The following is a 17,459-nucleotide window of genomic DNA, read 5'->3' as shown; positions in this document are numbered from 1 at the left end:
TCCTTGAAAAACCTTAATGTATTAGGTTAGTAAGTTTTATACGCTTATTCGATCGATTCGGATGGATGAGTGGGTAGCTTAATTGTAAACGTTGTCCCTTGGCCTTCAATGCTGTGAACACTGATCTCTCCATCGTGGTCTTTTATAATACCGTAAGCAATGGCTAATCCCATCCCCGTGCCTGAGCCTATAGGCTTAGTTGTAAAAAAAGGGACAAAAATCTCTTTTTCTACCTCCTCGCTCATGCCTGATCCATTATCCGTGATCTCAATAATAATTTCAGACTGTACAGTACGAGTAGATATTTCAATGATTGGTTTTTCTATGCTTTCTGTCGCGTGCTTGGCATTGATGATTAAATTGAGGAAAACTTGGTTAAGCTCGTTTAAATTGCAGGGGATTTCCTGTATTGGCTCAAGATCTAATTTTACTTCTACCGTGTTTTTTAACTCGCTATTGAGTAGCTTTAAGGTACTAAGAATGCCGTCTACTATATTTGCAGAACTACGGTCGGTTGACTGAATTCGTGCAAAACTACGTAAATTCATCACAATATCGCGTACGCGAGTTAACCCCTCAACTGTATCTGTCATCAGTTCAGGAAGGTCTTCTTGAATAAATTCAATATCTTCCTTCTCGAAGAGCTTTTCCAAATCAGCTTGTACTTTACTCGGTAGGGCTTGATTGATGTGCTGTATAAATGAAATTAACCGAGTATATGAACAATGGTATCGCCTTAAGGACTCTATATTACTTTTTACAAACGCGAGGGGGTTATTGATTTCATGGGCCATGCCCGCAGCTAAGGTGCCGAGTGTAGCTAGTTTTTCGTTTTGTAATATGGTGGCCTGTTGCTTTTGTAGCAGGTCATAGCTTTCTTTTAGACGTTCATTTTGCAGGAAAATCTCGCGCGATTTATTTTCTAATAATTCTTCTGCTTTCAAGCGCGCACGTTTTTCTCTTTCATAGGCCACTTTATAAGCGTTTTCTTGATTCTGTATGCTCATTATATGAACCTCAAGATCAAATCGCAGTGATCTGAGCCTCTATGCATGCAGACAGGATGATCAATCGTAATTTTTGTATTGTAATGAGTTGCAGCGCCTCTAATAAGGCCTTCAGCAAGAATGCAGAGTTTTCTCGGTGAGCGATAGCGCATTAATAAAGTGTCATCTATATTCTCAGCGTACTCAAAATCGGGGAGGTTTGGATTATCGTATAATTTTCTAACTTCAGTATGAATCACGCTATCAATGCTTTTCAAAAAGCCTTTGAGTGTATCTTCTGCTTCAATAAACAAAGGATATCGAGTAGCGAGTCCTGTAAATAAACGTACGCCAAAAGCTTCAATAAGTGTATTAGGCATCATGCCTGTTTTGTCAGAAATTGAGCTGACTAGGTTGAAAAGTTCTTCGTCAGGATAGCTTTCACCCGCGGTATAGATACCATCAACAGATTGTGATTCCAGAATCTCATTCCACACTTGCATACTGTATTGTTCAACTACCATCTCTTCGAGAACATTAAAAATCACACCTTTCATAATCTACTCCGTTTACTCAATATAGATCTGGGTTATTTATCTGTTTATCTCAGAGATAGTGAATTAGCTTTTAATCATAGCTGTTTTTTATTTATAGAGTCAGGCTATATTGATTCGGCTTTTACTAAAGTTTATTGGAGTTAATGTTTTTTTATGCAATTTTTAATCTCTATCTATTGTTTATCCTCATAGGAAAGATTAAGGCTTCTGTATATTTATTGATTTGGTTATATTGGAAGCTCTACACCAAGGTAGAACCTCTGAATTTAATGGTTATACTGAGTACTACTCGCTTCTTTTACCTGTAGGTTGTGCCATGGATAAATCTATTTTATTGGTTGATGATGAACCTTCAATATTAAGAGCCTTAAAGCGGATTTTTCACCGCGCAGGTTACAAAGTTACTATTGCAAATGGCCCAGAAGAAGCATTGGTTATTCTTGAGGATCATTCGTTTCCCATCGTACTTTCTGATTATCGAATGCCGAATAAAACTGGCGGTGAGCTTTTAATCGAGATCAAAGAAAAATACCCCTCTACATTAGGGTTAATCCTGAGTGGATATGCAGATCTGCAATCAGTCATTGCGGCCTTAAATAGTGGGGCTGTTTATAAGTTTTTGGAAAAACCTTGGGAGGAAGCTCAGTTATTAGAAGAGATTGATCAAGCCTTTTCTCATTGGCGTCAAGAGAATATATTGCCTCTCCGTGATGTTCGTTCTGATGAGCAGGGTAAGGTTTCCAACCTTGGCGACGTAGCCCGGGCCAGCTCCGATTTGACCTATGGGAAGATGTCGGTCATGGAAAGTATTGATCATAAAATATCAACCCAGGCTCATTTCTCACTAGTTTATCTAGATATTAGGCATTTTAGGCACTTTAATGATTGCCTCGGCTATCAAAAATCTGACCAACTATTGCACCACATTCATGCTTTGCTGAAGAAACAAATCAGGGCGGATGTTGAATTTAGTTTAATGAATGGGGCTGCTTTTGTTTTTTTTGTTCCAGAGGTCTTTACCGAGGCAAGCGCGTTTGATTTTATTGCATCGCTCTTATCGCCTTTTAAGCAATTAGTCACCTTTGACGAACGCGAAATTTTACTGACTTTTAGTGCTGGTTATTCGGTCTATCCTGACGATGGCCTAACTGCGGAGGAACTTGTTCGGGGTTCCCAGTTAGCTGCAAATTACAGTAAGGATAGAGGACTTAATGTTTATCCTCAGTATAAAAAAAGCATGGATGGCAATCGTGATGATATGGTGAGTTTGCAAAGTGAACTTTGCCAAGCCTTGAAGCGTAATGAATTTACATTGTATTACCAGCCTAAAATATCCCTTGTGAACGGTAAAATATTAGGTGCTGAAGCACTTATTCGCTGGCACCACTCTAAAAAAGGACTGATCTCTCCTGATAGGTTTATTCCTCTTGCTGAATTAACGGGGTTAATCGAGCCGATTGGAGAGTGGGTTTTATCCACTGCGATTGCTCAGAGTTTTCTTTGGCAGCAGGAGGGTTTACCCACATTTGTTATGTCGGTGAATGTTTCAGGCCGCCAACTGGTTGAACATGATTTGGCTACTAAGGTGAAAAAGATTATCCAAGACAGTGGTGTATCACCTGAGTATATAGAGCTGGAAGTGACTGAAACATTTTTGATGCAAGATATTGAGCACAGTATCGACGTGTTAAAAGAGATTCGGGCTTTAGGTGTCAAAATTGCGATTGATGATTTTGGCACTGGCTACTCCTCCTTAAACTATTTAACGCGTCTTCCTGTCGATACGTTAAAAGTGGATCGTTCATTTATCATTGATTTTGCGGCAGAGACTGAAAAAACCAATTTAGTCAAAAATATGATCGTTATGTCCCATGATTTAGGTATGCGTGTTGTTGCTGAAGGTGTTGAAACCCTGGAACAGCTCCAGCAACTCAAGGAAATGAATTGTGATGAAGTGCAAGGGTATTATTTTAGTCGTCCAGTAGTGGCGGAAGAGTTTAAAACAATGTTGCAGGAACAGTCTTGGGCTCATTGTCCTTAGGTAAAATCAGGAGAGGCGTAAAGATGCATGGATCTGATGTGATGGATGAGAGCCAAGCAACAGTTTATTTTATTGATGATCAGTCTCAGGTTCTTAATGCTTTACGTCGAGCATTACGCTCGAGGCTAAAGGGTTGGACCATGATATTTGAAGCATCTCCCCGTCAAGCGCTAGATCAAATGGCAAAAGCGTTTCCTTGGGTTGTACTGGTAGAGAAAAAAATGCCAGAGATGGATGGCGCTGATTTTCTAAAGCAGGTCAAAATCAATTACCCCGATGCTGTTAGGGTGATTCTTTCCGCGGATATTAGCGATGATACTGTGGTTCAATCTGCCGGTATTGCTCATCTATTGTTGCCTAAACCCTTTGAACTAGATGAAATTGTTGAAGTGATTGAACGTGCGGTTTGCTTAAGAACATTTCAGTTAGATGACAAGCTACGAGCTGAAATGGGGCAGGTTGATAATTTGCCGCTTCTGCCAGCGAACTACCAAGCTTTAGTCCAGTATCTAGATTCAGTCGAGGAACCTGATCCCGCTAAAGTAGATACGCTGCTGAGTCATGATGTGGCGGTCTTATCAAAAATACTACAGTTAGCCAATTCTGCCTTCTTCTGCGCAGTTAATCCCGTTTACTCAGCACGGGAAGCGGTTATCCGCTTAGGTTATGACTTGGTTAGAAAGTTAGTGCTCTGTTTTAGCATCTATACTGCCAGTGGAGATACTGATTTTAATAGTCAGTTACTCAGAAATTCAGAACGCGTCGCTGAAAAGTGTATTGAATTGGCAAGTTTTTCTCGATTGCCCAAAGCGCAAAGAGAGCGCGTTTATTTTACTGGTTTACTGCATAACATCGGAGCATTAGTTATTTCGGGTAGAGAGGTTAACGCTTCATTCGAGTTGGTTGGTAGCTTTCTGCTCCGGCTATGGGGTTTTGAACAATTGATTGTTGATGCGCTTCGTTACCAATCAAACCCTGAAGTATCAGACAGTGATGATGTAGTACTTTATCAGTTACATATCGCCAAGGCTTTGGTTGATGCAGAGAATAATAATCAGCCACTGGAAGCGTTGTTTGATGAACTTGACCCTAAACTTATAGAGCGAGCGATGTTATCTGAATATCTGGAGAGTTATGTATGAAAAGGCGGTTATTCTGCTTGTTCTTATATCTCATGATCAGTTCGTCGTGCGTTACTGCAGAAACATTAACGTTTGGTATAGTGCCACAACAGTCAGCTAAAAAACTGGCTAAATTATGGACGCCTATTAGCCGATATTTGAGCGAAAAAACAGGAGTAACTGTCTTGTTTAGCACCGCTCAAGATATTCCTACCTTTGAAAAAAGGTTGTTGGCAGGGGAATATGATATCGCCTATATGAACCCATATCATTATACGGTGTTCCATCAAAAGCCTGGTTATGAGGCGATCGCGAAACAACAAGGCCGAGAAATTAAAGGGATTGTTGTTGTCCCTAAAGAGAGTGATATAACCTCTCTAGATCAGCTATCAGGGGCTATTCTTGCCTTTCCTTCTTTAGCTGCCTTCGCTGCGAGCGTTCTGCCGAGAGCGAAAATGGCGAAGGAGGGGATTGATATAACACCTAAATATGTTTCATCCCATGATTCAGTTTATTTAACGGTTTCTAAAGGTTTATTTATAGCTGGGGGTGGTGTTATGCGTACTTTTAATAATACCGCGCCCGCAGTAAGAGAAAAGCTTCGGGTTTTATGGTCGACCCCCGGTTATACCCCTCATGCTATAGCGGTTCATCCCAGAGTAAATGCTGATTTAAGGCAAAGGATCCAACAAGCATTAATTAATATGGACCAAGACCCAGAGGGGAAGGCGCTATTAAATACGATTCGTTTCAAAGGATTAGAGCGCGCAGAAAATAAAGATTGGGATGATGTGCGAGACTTAAATATTAAGCTACTAGAACATTTATTGTAGTGATCTTTGTCTAAGAGGGAAATTTTGTGTCATTACGGCTGAAAACCATTTTAGGTATAGCGATAATTCAAGCCGTTTTACTACTGCTTCTTGTCTCTATAACCTTGAATTACCTTCGTACGACCAATTACGAGAGTCTTTCTAAGCGCGCTTCAACAACCGCGACCTTGTTTGCTACAACTGCTGCGGATGCTGTGCTTACCTATGATTTAGCGTCCCTTGAAGCCTTTGTTAACGAGGTAATGAAAAACCCGGATTTGGTATATGCGCGGGTTTTAGGACCTGATAACCAGATATTTGCCGAGCAAGGCGAGGCTGGTGTGTTAAATCGACCTTTTCTGCAAGATACTCAGGTTGAAGATGTAGAGGACTGGATCTTTGATACTTATGCTGAGATCAGCGAAGGAGGGGTGGTTTATGGAAGAGTTGAGATTGGAGTGGATACCCATGGTCTTTCCGCCATCATTGAAGAGGCGACTAATAGAAGTGCAACGATTGCTGCCGTTGGTATGTTATTTGTAGCGCTATTTTCTTCAATGTTGGGTAGCTACTTAACAAACCAGCTTAAATATTTAAGGGCTGCCGCTAGATCCATTTCAAAAGGTGATTTAGCGATTAAAATACCGATTAATGGCCGCGACGAGATCGCCGATGTGGCACATGCATTCAACTCTATGGCATCTGATCTAAAAGATGCCAGCTTACGTCGCGATCAATTTGAAGCGGAATTACGTGAACTTAACCGCTCCTTAGAAGATAGAGTTAAACGTAGAACTGAAGCGTTAGAAAAAGCTAACAGTGAAATAAAATCAGCCCAGATACAGCTTATTCAGTCAGAAAAAATGGCGTCAATTGGTGTGTTATCAGCCGGTGTTGCCCATGAAATTAACAACCCCCTAGGCTTTGTTATTAGTAATTTATCAACCTTAGATATCTATGCGCACAACTATCGTGCCTTAGTCACTGAATATCAGCGCTTACTGGAGATTAACGACACTGCTGAGCGAGAAGAGCAGCTAAATAAGATTCAAGGTCTAATTAAAAGCATAGATCTTGAATTTATGAATGAGGATCTTGATGACCTGTTAAAAGATACTCACGAAGGTTCAGTTCGAGTTAAAGAGATTGTAAAAGGTTTAAAAGCGTTTTCCCATACAGATCAAACGGGGCGTATGCAGTTAGCTGATCTTAATGACTGCATAACGAGTACCCTTAAAGTGGTCAATAATGAACTGAAATACCACTGTACTATCTCCACCTCCCTATCAGATATCCCCCAAATATATTGTTTACCTAGCCAGATAAAACAAGTGTTACTCAATATTATTTTAAATGCCGGACAGGCGATTCAGGAGCAGGGCGTTATTGATATATCTAGCAATGTGGTTGAAGATCATATCGAGATAAGCATAAAAGATAATGGTTGTGGTATAGCTGAAGAGGAGATCAATAAATTATTCGATCCTTTTTATACAACCAAACAAGTTGGTGAAGGTGCGGGCCTAGGTTTAGCAATCTCCTACGGCATTATTGTGGATGATCACCACGGTGAAATTAATGTGCAAAGTGAAGAGGGTAAAGGAACCTGCTTTACTATTATATTGCCGATAGTTACTGAGCCTCCCAATGAAGAGGATGATTCGGTTGTGTCAGCATAAAACGGTCAAATAGGGATGAATAACAATGGAATATCCTGATAATACAGTCCTTATCGTTGATGATGAAACCGCAGTTTTAACCGCATTTGAACGATTGTTACGTGTATTAAAATGCCATGTAATTACAACAGTTTCCGCTATAGATGCTTTAGCTATACTGGAAAAACAGCCTGTTGATATAGTGATTAGTGATATGCGTATGCCGGAGATGGCTGGTGAATGTTTTTTAGAACAGGTCGCCGAAAAGTTTCCCAACTGTGAACGTATAGTGATCAGTGGTTATACGGATGTTAAAGCAACCATTGATGCGATTAATAAAGGCCAAGTAAGCCGCTTTATCTCTAAACCTTGGGAAGATAAAGATGTGCTTAACATGGTTAAGAAAAGCTTTGAACATGCGCTGCTTAAAAAAGAAAATGTGCGGTTAAGTGCCGAGACACAACAAAAAAATCTGGAATTACAGGCGTTAAATCAGTCATTGGATTTAAAGGTTCAGGCACGTACCGAGCAGCTTAAAGTTGCGAATCAAAGTCTTAAAAATAGTTACCGTTCCGTTGTGAGAATGTTTTCAACATTAACAACGAGACGTTTAGGTATTAAAGCATCGAGCAACAACCAAAAGCTCAATTTGATTTTTGTCTCAGTTGCTAAAAAAGCAGGTATAGAAGGGGGAGAATTAAAACAGCTCTATTTTGCATGGCAGCTACGCCAAATAGGGAAACTAAGCTTTTCAGACGATTTAATCAAAGTCCCTTATCTAAAATTAGACGTTGAGCAGCAGCGTGTATTTCAAACCCATCCCCTGTTAGCGCAAGCGGCAACGCTAATGGTTAAACCTCTCTATCCCGCTGGAAAGATAGTTTCTCAGCATAAGGAATACCTTGATGGCAGCGGTTACCCGAAAAAGCTTAAAGGGGAAGAAATTAGTTACCGAGCGCAAATTTTAGCGGTTGTTAATGATTATGTGGAGTTGATGTATGGCTTTTATGATGAGCGCCAGTACAGTACAACGGAAGCGATTAACTACTTACAAACAACAGCGGCAGAACGTTATAACCAATCCATAGTGACAATTTTAATGGAGTCGATCCAAGCGTTAAGCGATACAGGCGATGCCATTAACGATAAGTGTATACATAGTGATCAGCTTACAAAAGGGATGCGTTTAACGCGAGATCTGATCAGTGATGAGGGGATAATGTTACTCAGTTCAGAGCAGGTATTGGATGAGGTTTCTATTAACCGTATTCGTGAAATTGAATTTAACTTAGATGAAAGCCTACAGATCTACGTCTCTCAATAACTGTTAGAGATGGCTATTAGAAAAAACGGATCGAAGAGGATTTATTTTGATCCGTTTATTATGTGATTTATCATTAAACATACTTAAGTGGCATCGCTGTACTATCGACCACTTTACGCATAATAAATGCAGATTTAACCCCTGTTACTCCCTGAATACGGGTTATTTTACCTAATAAAATATCTTGATACCTATCCATATCGGGCACCGCTATTTTAAGTTGGTAATCCGCATCATGTCCGGTGATTAGATAACACTCCATCACTTCAGGGAGTGACTGTATAGTGCGCTCAAACTCCTCAAACCGCTCAGGAATATGTTTATCCATACTGATATGCAGTATGACAAATAGATTAAGTCCTACTGAGCGTTCATTTAAACGTACAACACGATCACGAATAACGCCTGCTTCCTCTAGAGCTTTTACCCGTCGGGAGCAGGGCGCAGCGGTTAATCCTACTCGCTCGGCTAAATCCTGATTGGATAGCTCCCCATTAGCTTGTAGCTCGTGCAATATTTTTAAGTCAAAACGGTCAAGCGAGAAGGAAGTTTTCATAGTTTTTAATAGTCTGGCAATAAAATGTATAGGTTTAGTGTATTTTCTTTTTATTAATTGCGCAAACAGGTAAAAATGTAATGAATAGGATCGGTAATTGCGCAAGGTGCGCTATAAACTTATCTCTATCGGTTGAGGGGCTTGTTACACCTAAGTGAGAACAGGTTGTTAGGTTGAAAATCACATATTAATCCGTATGTGAGGGGGCAATCATCATCAGTGAGCGCATCCAGCCCAGAATAGTTTTATCGAACTAACCCTTAGTGTCAAAAGCATATAACTGAAAAATTTCCTGCTGTCATATTCGCCAAGAGTACCCGACAGCAGGTTTTACAGATTTTTTTCATCCATATAAAAAATTGTGTATTACTGAGCTATAGGTAAACCTTATGTTTGACCATAAAAAATATCGCCGTTTTGAAACTGTCCGTTTAACGGATCGTACTTGGCCGGATCAAGAGATCAATAAAGCACCTGACTGGTGTAGCGTAGATCTGCGTGATGGTAATCAAGCACTGGTAAATCCTATGTCAGTAACGCAGAAAACTCGCATGTTCACCTTGTTGGTGAAACTAGGTTTTAAAGAGATCGAAGTAGGTTTCCCTTCAGCCTCTCAGCCGGATTTTGATTTTGTCCGTAAGTTGATCGAAGAGAACCGCATCCCTGATGATGTAACCATACAGGTATTAACCCAAGCGCGAGAAAACTTGATTAAACGGACGTTTGAATCCCTAGAGGGTGTGAAACGCGCCAATGTGCATGTGTATAATTCCACCTCGGTCGTCCAGCGCGAACAAGTTTTTAATATGAGCCGTGACGAGATAAAAACTATAGCGACTCAAGGAGCGTGTTGGGTTCGCGACTATGCGGCTCAATACCCTGCAACTGAATGGGAGTTTCAATATTCACCTGAAAGCTTTACCGGAACCGAGATCGATTACGCTATAGAAGTTTGTGATGCGGTGATCGCTGAATGGACACCTGAAAACGGCCAAAAGATTGTCATCAACCTACCGGCAACGGTTGAGATGTCATCGCCTAATGTTTATGCCGATCAGATTGAGTATTTCTGTCGTCACCTTAAACAGCGGGATCAGGTTCGTATCAGTTTGCATACCCATAACGACCGTGGCTGCGGCGTTGCAGCGGCCGAGTTGGGTGTGATGGCGGGTGCAGATCGAGTTGAAGGTACCTTAATTGGTAACGGTGAACGTACCGGCAATATGGATATAGTGACCATGGGGATGAACTTGTACTCTCAAGGTGTCGATCCTGAGTTAGACTTTTCCAATATTCCCGAGATTATTGATGTGGTGGAATACTGTACTGAGCTACCGGTTGCTGCACGTCACCCTTGGGCGGGCGAATTGGTCTACACTGCATTTTCCGGCAGTCATCAAGACGCAATTAGAAAATCAGTTAACTACCATACTGAGCATCAACAAACCCATTGGAATGTAGCGTACCTACCGATCGATCCACGGGATATTGGTCGTGAATATGAAGCGGTTATTCGTATCAACAGCCAAAGCGGTAAAGGCGGTGTCGCCCTTGTTTTGGAACGGGATTTTGGTATTGAACTACCTAAATGGATGCATGCGCCTTTGAGTCAGCAGGTACAGCAGGCAGCTGAAACCCAAGGGGTGGAGCTATCTGCGGCGACCATTAAAACTATTTATGAGCAAAGCCTTGTCAGCGTACCTGCTCAATGGCAACTAAATGACTATGAGCTGCATACAGACTCAAACCAAGTGAGTGCACAGTTTAGCATTGGTGAGGCCCAATTCTCAGGTAAAGGAGCTGGCGCCCTAGAAGCATTGTGCGATGCCTTGGCCAAGCAGTACCAATGTGAGATTGAAGTCAGCCATTTTGATGAGCACTCAATCGGCGCCGGTACGGATGCCCAAGCTTTGGCTTCTATCTGTGTTGCTATCAATGGTGCGCTAGAGTACGCCGTTGCAACCAATGAAGACACCTCGGCTGCTGCGCTACAAGCGATGTTAACCGCTTTTAGCCGGCAAGCCATTAAGGTCGCACCTAGTGTACAAGGTACGGAACAAGTCGCCTAAGGTAGTGAAGCGTTGTAGTGATACACAGCTAAAGCAGCCCGCGTTACCGCTAATCAGGATCTTAAAACCCGCTTTCTAGTTAAAGCGGGTTTTTTTATGTCACCGAATCAAGGAAAGAGGGAGGCTGCGTATCCATAGGTTATATCTGATGCTTATCCGGCTATTATCCGTACAAATTGAGTTGATTCAGCAAGTGCAGTATAATTTTAATATGTACGGATATGTTCCGTACATTGGAGGGCGTATGGCAACAGCACGTTTAGATATTCGTCTTGATGAAGAGATTAAGGCAAAAGCAGAAAAAGCCTCAGCGTTACTTGGTTTAAAGAGTTTGACTGAGTATGTTGTTAGGGTAATGGATGAGGATGCAACTCACGTAATTGAAGCGCACGAAAGTATGGTTGTTACAGACAGCATCTTTGACGAATTTATGGCAGCCTGTGATAAGGCTAACGCACCTAATCAGGCATTGCTTGATGCAGCAAAGCTTGCAGATGAGAGCGGTATCAAGTGAGGTGGGGTAAAACCTTCGTTGAGCTGAGTAAATCGGAACATGACCGTAATCCGTTTGATTGCGGCGAAGAAAAGTTAAATAGCTTCATAAAAACACAAGCCGTTAAGCACATGCAAGCGAGTATCAGTCGTACCATGGTGCTGCCTAGTGCTTTACCGCTGCCTAATCAGAAATACGCGATTTGTGCATTTTATACGGTCGCGCCTAGCTCGATTAGTCGTGAAACCTTGCCTGCTCAGATAGCAAAGAAACTCCCTCGATATCCAATTCCTGTATTTCTACTAGCGCAACTTGCCGTACACAAAGAGTTTCAGGGGGAAGGTTTAGGAAAGGTTAGCCTGATCCGTGCGCTAAAGTACCTATGGGATGTTAATCATCATATGAGGGCTTATGCTATTGTTGTCGATTGTCTGACCGATTCTGCGCAAGCCTTTTATGCAACGTTTGGCTTTAAAAGGCTATGTGAGCATAACGGACATATGCGTATGTATTTGCCGATGAAAACGGTAGAGCAGCTTTTTAATCGACCGTAATTTATAGCATTATATTGTTTAGAAGGATTTAAGTATGAGTACGCGAATTTTTTTTGACAAAATAAAAAATGATACGCAGCAGCTAATTTCAGATATTGAAAATGAATTAAACCTAGAGTCTGTATCAGAGCGGTATACACAGTTAAAAACTGAAGTTGGTAATTCGTTAAAGTTAAACGATGAAAGTAAAGATCAAACATATGCTGAATCTATTCTTGAGTTTTATAATCGATTAAAACCAAGTGCTGGTTCAAACGATCATAAAAAAATATTCAATGCATTAATTGATGGTTTTGATCTATTAGAGTGGACAGAGAAGCATAGTGAATAAGCATTCTTGATAGGTCATAACAACTAAACCGATGAGTGATCATCGGTTTAGTTGTTTTAGCGCAGGCTAACTTTTTACTTTAAGCGGGAACGCTTGCTGCTTTATCCAGCCTTCTGGTACATAGTCACCTACCACCCCATAGGCTTCAGGCCATTCCTTCTGCCCACGTATGGCGGTACCAAAAATATAATCAATAAAGGCAAAGTGTGCGGCATAGTTGCGATCAATGGCTGCTTTATCGGATGAGTGGTGCCAGTGGTGAAACTGAGGGGTGACGATAATATATTTCAGCCAGCCAAATTTTATCTGTGCGTTGGTGTGGTTTAGCACGGCTTGGAAGCCCACGATGATGATATAGGCATCGATAACGCTTTTATCAAAACCTAAGATAAAGATCGGGGCGAGTACGCCACAGCGGGTTAAGGTGAGTTCGGCAATATGCTGACGGGAACCTGCGAGCCAATCCATCGTTTTCGCACTGTGGTGAATCGCATGGAAACGCCAGAAAAAAGGCACTTCGTGGTAAACGCGGTGCAGTGCATATTGGACAAGATCGGCCACCAACAACACCAATAAGAGTTGGCTAAACCAACTAAAGTTCTGTACCCATTCTTGGGAGCCCCGTTCAACGGCCCAGCCAAATGCGTTGGAGACAAACTGATTGGCGGCCAGTAGAACAAAGCCAACAATCAGATGATTTACAAAAAAGTGATGTAGATCGGTTTGCCATTCTGGCCGGAGGATCGCTTGTTTTCGATGGGGGATGATCTTCTCTATAAAGACAAAAATCAGTGTCGAGCCTAGCAGATCCAGAATAAACCAATCTAGCCCTAAGTAAGCGCTACTTTGTTCAAAGTCAGAGACCTCGACACGATGCCCACCTAACGCGATAGCGATAGTAATCAGAGACCATGCCACTAAACCTGCCCGTTTATTAGTGTTACGGACAAAGTTAAGCAGACCTAAACTACCGGATATGATTAGGGCAATAAACATAATCAGACGGATGAGTTCAACATCGTAAGCTGCGCGTAGTTCGGGTGTGGTTAGGTATTCGGGGAAATGAAAGGCTAATACACCGAGTAAACTAAGTGCAGCTAAAGAGACGGCTATATAGCCACTAATTCGCCCTTCGCCGAAACGTAGCTGACCACCTTCTAGGTTTTTTAATAACATCCCATGTCCCTTATATCGTATTTTATAGGTTGAATAGCCTTTAACCAGATTGGCTCTCGATATTTAGCGATTATATAGTAGAGTGGGGCGCTCACCTAGAGTGCTGAATCGTTAACAAAATAAGGAGCGCTCAATAAGAGGTTTTACTGGTGATTTAGGCCGCTGAATTCAATAATCCGCTCAAACAATCAATGCACCTGTCAATTTCTGTTTGAGTAATATTGAGTGCAGGCATAAACCTAAGTGTATGCTCCCTTGGGGCATTGAGTAATACTCCCTGTTCCCGTGCTTGCGTAACTAAATCGGGTGCGCAGTGTTGTGGTGTTTCTAAGGCCAATAGCAGGCCTTTTCCTCTAATCTCACCTAAGTTAAATTTTTTGCTGAGAGCTGTGAGTTGTTGTTGAAAATACTGACTCATAAGCGCTACCTTAGGCATAAAGTCAGGTTCCAATACGGTTGAGAGTACAGCGTTGGCAACTGCGCACATGAGAGGATTGCCGTTAAATGTACCGCCCTGATCGCCATAATCAAAACAGCTTGCCTGTTTAGTAGCGAGTAACGCGGAGATAGGTACACCGCCGCCAAGTCCTTTACCTAAGGTCATAATATCCGGCTGTATATCAAACTGCTGGTAAGCGAATAGGCTGCCTGTTCTGGCGATGCCGGTTTGTACTTCATCGATAATCAGTAATAGATTATGTTGTTTACATAGGGCTGCAAGGCCTAACACAAATTCACTATCTGCGCTGATAACACCGGCTTCACCTTGAATTAGTTCTAGCATGATGGCGACGGTTTGTTCATCTATCGCTTGTTCCGTCGCGGCTAATTGATTAAAAGGAACTTTAGTAAAGCCGCTCACTTTAGGTTCAAAAAGTGGCGCAAAGGCGTCTTTCCCTGTGGCGGACATAGTGGCTAAAGTTCTGCCATGAAAGCTCTGTGCGAAGGTGATGATTTTAAATGCACCTGATTTATGTTTTTGTCCCCATTTTCTAGCGAGCTTTATTGCGCCTTCATTCGCTTCTGCGCCGCTGTTGGCAAAAAAGACCTGATCGAATACTGAGTGAGCGCATAAAGTGGCCGCAAGGTTGATCATTGGTTTATTAAAAAAGGCGGGGCTAGGGTTAATTAACTGAGCTGATTGGTCTAACAGTGCTTTTTGAATCACATCAGGGCTATGGCCCAAGGTATTAACTGCCCAGCCTTGCATAAGATCTAAATAGGCTTTGCCTGATTGATCGTATAAATAATGGCCTTTGCCCTTAGTAAAGCAGATGTCAGGTCTTGGGGTGATGGGCATTAAATGTTCTTTCTGTATAGCGAGTGTTGGGTCTATAGGTGTAGACATGGTTTTTTCCTTAATGGTTAATCAAGTTTTTCATCCGCTTGTTAGCACGATGCAAATAGAATTGAGGTTCTTTAGGGCACAAAAAAACCGCGGGGGTTAGCCTGCGGTTTCTTAAAGGGTGATACGCTTTAGGTTATTTAGCGTCGTCGGTCAGCAACACCCAGTAAGGCACAGGCAATGGATACACGACGTCGTAGTGTATTGTTGGCTGGCTGAATAGAGCCTGTTGGGAGGTTGCTTTGAGTATTCATAGTTAACGGAGTATGTCAGCGGGGCCTTTATTGGGTCAACAAAAAATTTAGCCGCTTAGCGTTTTTTTTGTTTTAACAGATTAATAGTTGCGGCAATATTGGTTTATAAATGTCGGCGGCATTAATCAGTGATTTAGCCGTGAGTGCTTGTACGGCATACACTTCAGTTGTGACATGGTATTTTTCACGCACCTTTTTTAATAACAAGTCAAAGTCGCCATCTCCTGAGAGTAAAATGACGGTGTCTACGTCGGGTGAATGCTCCATCACATCAATGGTAATACCTACATCCCAATCGCCTTTGGCGGAGCCGTCTTTACGTTGGATAAAGGGTTTGAGTTTTACATCAAAGCCTATGTGACGGAGTGCATCTTGGAACTTACGCTGACCATCATTGTTACTTTCAATCGCATAGGCGAAGGCGTGAGTGATCTCACCCTCTTGGCTAATAATCTTCCAGAATTTACGAAAATTAAAAGGGCAACCAAACGCCTGACGGGTGGTGTAATAGATGTTTTGTACATCAACAAAGATGGCGATTTTTTTAGCTGATTTACTCACGGATAACCTGTAACGCTTAAATTAAGGGGTTCACTATATCAGACCCCGTCGCTATCTCACGGAAATGCTGGAAAAAACAGTTCGGGTGAACTATCGTAGCAATAATAACGAGGTTTACTGAACCTTACTGATTGATTCATCGGAGCTTTTTAATGTCTGTTTCAGACGAGACGCCTACCTCAAGTAAGCCCACATCTACCATGTCTGCTACTGGTAAAGCGAAAAAACGGATAGATGTCGCTGTTGCTTTCGCCCTTTGTGGTGCGTTGTTTTCCCTACTTATCTTCCTTTATATATTTAAACAGGAAAGGGATACAGTCATTCAGAGCTTTTATGTCCAGATTGCAGAAGATGTAGCACTTTTTGAGCAAAAACTTACCTACACCTATTATGGTATGGAATCTTTACAGACTTATTTTGATCTGGCGGCTGAAGAGAATAGTGTTGATTTAAGTGTTGCTGCGCGGCGTATAGTTAATTCTAGCCAAGGAATAGAGGCATTACTCTGGTTGCCTGAAGGGCAGCTGAGTCCCACTCTTTTTACTGTTTCAGAGAGTGATTTAGCTACAGGGCATGTAGAGCAGGTCTTAGTGGATATTTTTAAGAGTGATATGGCCGTAACTCAAGTTATCCAGTTAGCTGAAAAGCCTGTATTGGTCGTGTCTACAGGCCAAGATCAGCAGCGCATGCTGGGTCTTCTTGATGTGGAAAAAGTGATGCAAACAAGTCTTGAAAATAGTTTGCAGAATGAGCTGGTCGTTCATCTTTTTTCTTCGACGGCGGAGTCTGATAAGCCTATTTTCTCTATGGGACAAGGAATTGTTGCAGAAGACTCGATCATAGATAAAGTCATCACTTTACCGGATGGCACTGAGCTTACTTTGAGTTTTGCGGCTACAGAGTCTTATCTTGCTGCAAAAATGAACTATACCTCTGTGTTGTTTCTACTAACCGGCTTAGTGTTATCTTTACTCTTAGCCTCTTACCTTAAGCGACTTGGTTTGCAGCTAACAAGACTGAAAGATGAGCAGGAGATTCTATCAGAGCAGATGATAGACACATCATGGAATGATCCTCTTACTGGCTTAGTGAACCGTACCCACTTTGATGAAACTTTAGATATTGAATGTCGCAGAGCGGTACGTGAGTTCTCTCCTTTATCTATGATTTTATTGCGCATTGACGATTTTACTCGCTACCGTGATCATTATGGTGTTGATGCTGCGGATATTTTGGTTCAGCGTATCTCTGAGACCTTAAAGAGCTGTGTGAGTCGGCCGGGAGATATATTGACCCGTGTCGATGACAGTCAGTTTGGATTTATTTTACCATCGACCAATGAGCTGGTTGTTCAGCTAGCTGAACGTTGCTCTCTAGCGGTAAGGACATTGGCGCTGCCAAATGAGTCAGAGGCTCAGGGCTTATGCGTCACGGTAAGTTTAGGTGTTGTGACACTGCAACCGACCCGCCTGTTAACGGCTGAGCGTTTATTTGATGCAACTAAGCAGCAGCTAGCGCTAGCCAGTGAAGCTGGAGGCGATCAATATAAAGCTTATATTGAGAATAGCTCTGAGCCCTCGCTCACTTATTCAGTCTAAATGCCTCTTTAGGCTCAGTGATC

At 42.0% G+C, this 17,459-nt stretch carries 16 protein-coding genes; 10 read left to right on the top strand and 6 right to left on the bottom strand.

All coding sequences use genetic code 11. From position 1 onward, the window contains the following. Positions 1–44: 44 nt before the first annotated feature. Positions 45–1,007 carry a sensor histidine kinase gene (locus A3774_RS00910; protein ID WP_067862080.1) on the bottom strand — a complete coding sequence of 321 codons (963 nt, stop codon included), beginning with the start codon at positions 1,005–1,007 and terminating at the stop codon, positions 45–47. Beyond that, complete coding sequence (locus tag A3774_RS00905) at positions 1,007–1,543, bottom strand: heme NO-binding domain-containing protein (RefSeq protein ID WP_067862078.1); 537 nt, start codon at positions 1,541–1,543, stop codon at positions 1,007–1,009. The genes A3774_RS00910 and A3774_RS00905 overlap by 1 nt, the downstream gene beginning before the upstream one ends. A 316-nt stretch (positions 1,544–1,859) precedes the next feature. On the opposite strand from A3774_RS00905, the gene A3774_RS00900 reads away from it, so the two are divergent. From A3774_RS00900 to A3774_RS00880, 5 genes are read left to right on the top strand one after another with little or no spacing between them, the layout of a single operon-like run. After that, on the top strand, positions 1,860–3,584 hold the full coding sequence (locus A3774_RS00900) for an EAL domain-containing response regulator (RefSeq protein WP_156473633.1): 1,725 nt from the start codon (positions 1,860–1,862) through the stop codon (positions 3,582–3,584). 23 nt (positions 3,585–3,607) lie between these two features. Continuing rightward, positions 3,608–4,726 (top strand): HDOD domain-containing protein, encoded by a 1,119-nt coding sequence (locus A3774_RS00895; protein ID WP_067862074.1) that lies wholly within the window; start codon positions 3,608–3,610, stop codon positions 4,724–4,726. Beyond that, positions 4,723–5,538: a phosphate/phosphite/phosphonate ABC transporter substrate-binding protein gene (locus A3774_RS00890; protein WP_067862072.1), complete on the top strand. Its 816-nt coding sequence runs from the start codon at positions 4,723–4,725 to the stop codon at positions 5,536–5,538. The genes A3774_RS00895 and A3774_RS00890 overlap by 4 nt, the downstream gene beginning before the upstream one ends. A gap of 26 nt (positions 5,539–5,564) precedes the next feature. Continuing rightward, positions 5,565–7,196: a sensor histidine kinase gene (locus A3774_RS00885; protein WP_067862070.1), complete on the top strand. Its 1,632-nt coding sequence runs from the start codon at positions 5,565–5,567 to the stop codon at positions 7,194–7,196. A gap of 25 nt (positions 7,197–7,221) precedes the next feature. After that, positions 7,222–8,499, top strand: a complete 1,278-nt coding sequence (locus A3774_RS00880) for an HD domain-containing phosphohydrolase (protein ID WP_067862068.1) — start codon at positions 7,222–7,224, stop codon at positions 8,497–8,499. A 73-nt stretch (positions 8,500–8,572) separates the two neighbouring features. On the opposite strand, the gene A3774_RS00875 is transcribed toward A3774_RS00880, so the two are convergent. Next, complete coding sequence (locus tag A3774_RS00875) at positions 8,573–9,055, bottom strand: Lrp/AsnC family transcriptional regulator (protein WP_067862066.1); 483 nt, start codon at positions 9,053–9,055, stop codon at positions 8,573–8,575. Between the two features lie 389 nt (positions 9,056–9,444). On the opposite strand from A3774_RS00875, the gene leuA reads away from it, so the two are divergent. The 4 genes from leuA (at position 9,445) to A3774_RS00855 (ending at position 12,502) form a co-directional block, all read left to right on the top strand. Next, positions 9,445–11,124, top strand: coding sequence for a 2-isopropylmalate synthase (leuA, locus tag A3774_RS00870; protein WP_067862064.1), 1,680 nt, complete (start codon positions 9,445–9,447; stop codon positions 11,122–11,124). Positions 11,125–11,272: 148 nt separating this feature from the next. Continuing rightward, entirely contained in the window at positions 11,273–11,638 is a 366-nt protein-coding gene (locus A3774_RS00865; RefSeq protein ID WP_231867906.1) for a type II toxin-antitoxin system TacA family antitoxin, read from the top strand. Then, a complete protein-coding gene (locus A3774_RS00860) occupies positions 11,635–12,171 on the top strand; it encodes a GNAT family N-acetyltransferase (RefSeq protein ID WP_067862062.1) in 537 nt (178 codons plus the stop codon). The genes A3774_RS00865 and A3774_RS00860 overlap by 4 nt, the downstream gene beginning before the upstream one ends. 34 nt (positions 12,172–12,205) lie before the next feature. Further along, a complete protein-coding gene (locus A3774_RS00855) occupies positions 12,206–12,502 on the top strand; it encodes a hypothetical protein (protein WP_067862060.1) in 297 nt (98 codons plus the stop codon). Positions 12,503–12,568: 66 nt separating this feature from the next. Here the strand turns inward: A3774_RS00855 and A3774_RS00850 are convergent, their stop codons facing one another. The 3 genes from A3774_RS00850 to A3774_RS00840 all read right to left on the bottom strand — a co-directional run bounded on the left by A3774_RS00850 (position 12,569) and on the right by A3774_RS00840 (position 15,838). Then, entirely contained in the window at positions 12,569–13,678 is a 1,110-nt protein-coding gene (locus A3774_RS00850) for a sterol desaturase family protein (protein WP_067862058.1), read from the bottom strand. 154 nt (positions 13,679–13,832) lie between these two features. After that, positions 13,833–15,026 carry an acetylornithine transaminase gene (locus A3774_RS00845; RefSeq protein ID WP_067862056.1) on the bottom strand — a complete coding sequence of 398 codons (1,194 nt, stop codon included), beginning with the start codon at positions 15,024–15,026 and terminating at the stop codon, positions 13,833–13,835. Between the two features lie 323 nt (positions 15,027–15,349). Then, positions 15,350–15,838, bottom strand: coding sequence for a LabA-like NYN domain-containing protein (locus A3774_RS00840; protein ID WP_067862053.1), 489 nt, complete (start codon positions 15,836–15,838; stop codon positions 15,350–15,352). 152 nt (positions 15,839–15,990) lie between these two features. On the opposite strand from A3774_RS00840, the gene A3774_RS00835 reads away from it, so the two are divergent. Continuing rightward, positions 15,991–17,436, top strand: a complete 1,446-nt coding sequence (locus tag A3774_RS00835) for a diguanylate cyclase domain-containing protein (RefSeq protein WP_082792312.1) — start codon at positions 15,991–15,993, stop codon at positions 17,434–17,436. Positions 17,437–17,459: the final 23 nt, after the last annotated feature.

This window comes from Neptuniibacter marinus (assembly GCF_001597725.1).
GTDB lineage: Bacteria > Pseudomonadota > Gammaproteobacteria > Pseudomonadales > Balneatricaceae > Neptuniibacter > Neptuniibacter marinus.
The sequence above is the reverse complement of the archived record's forward strand: the minus strand, read 5'-3'. Positions and strand labels throughout refer to the sequence as shown.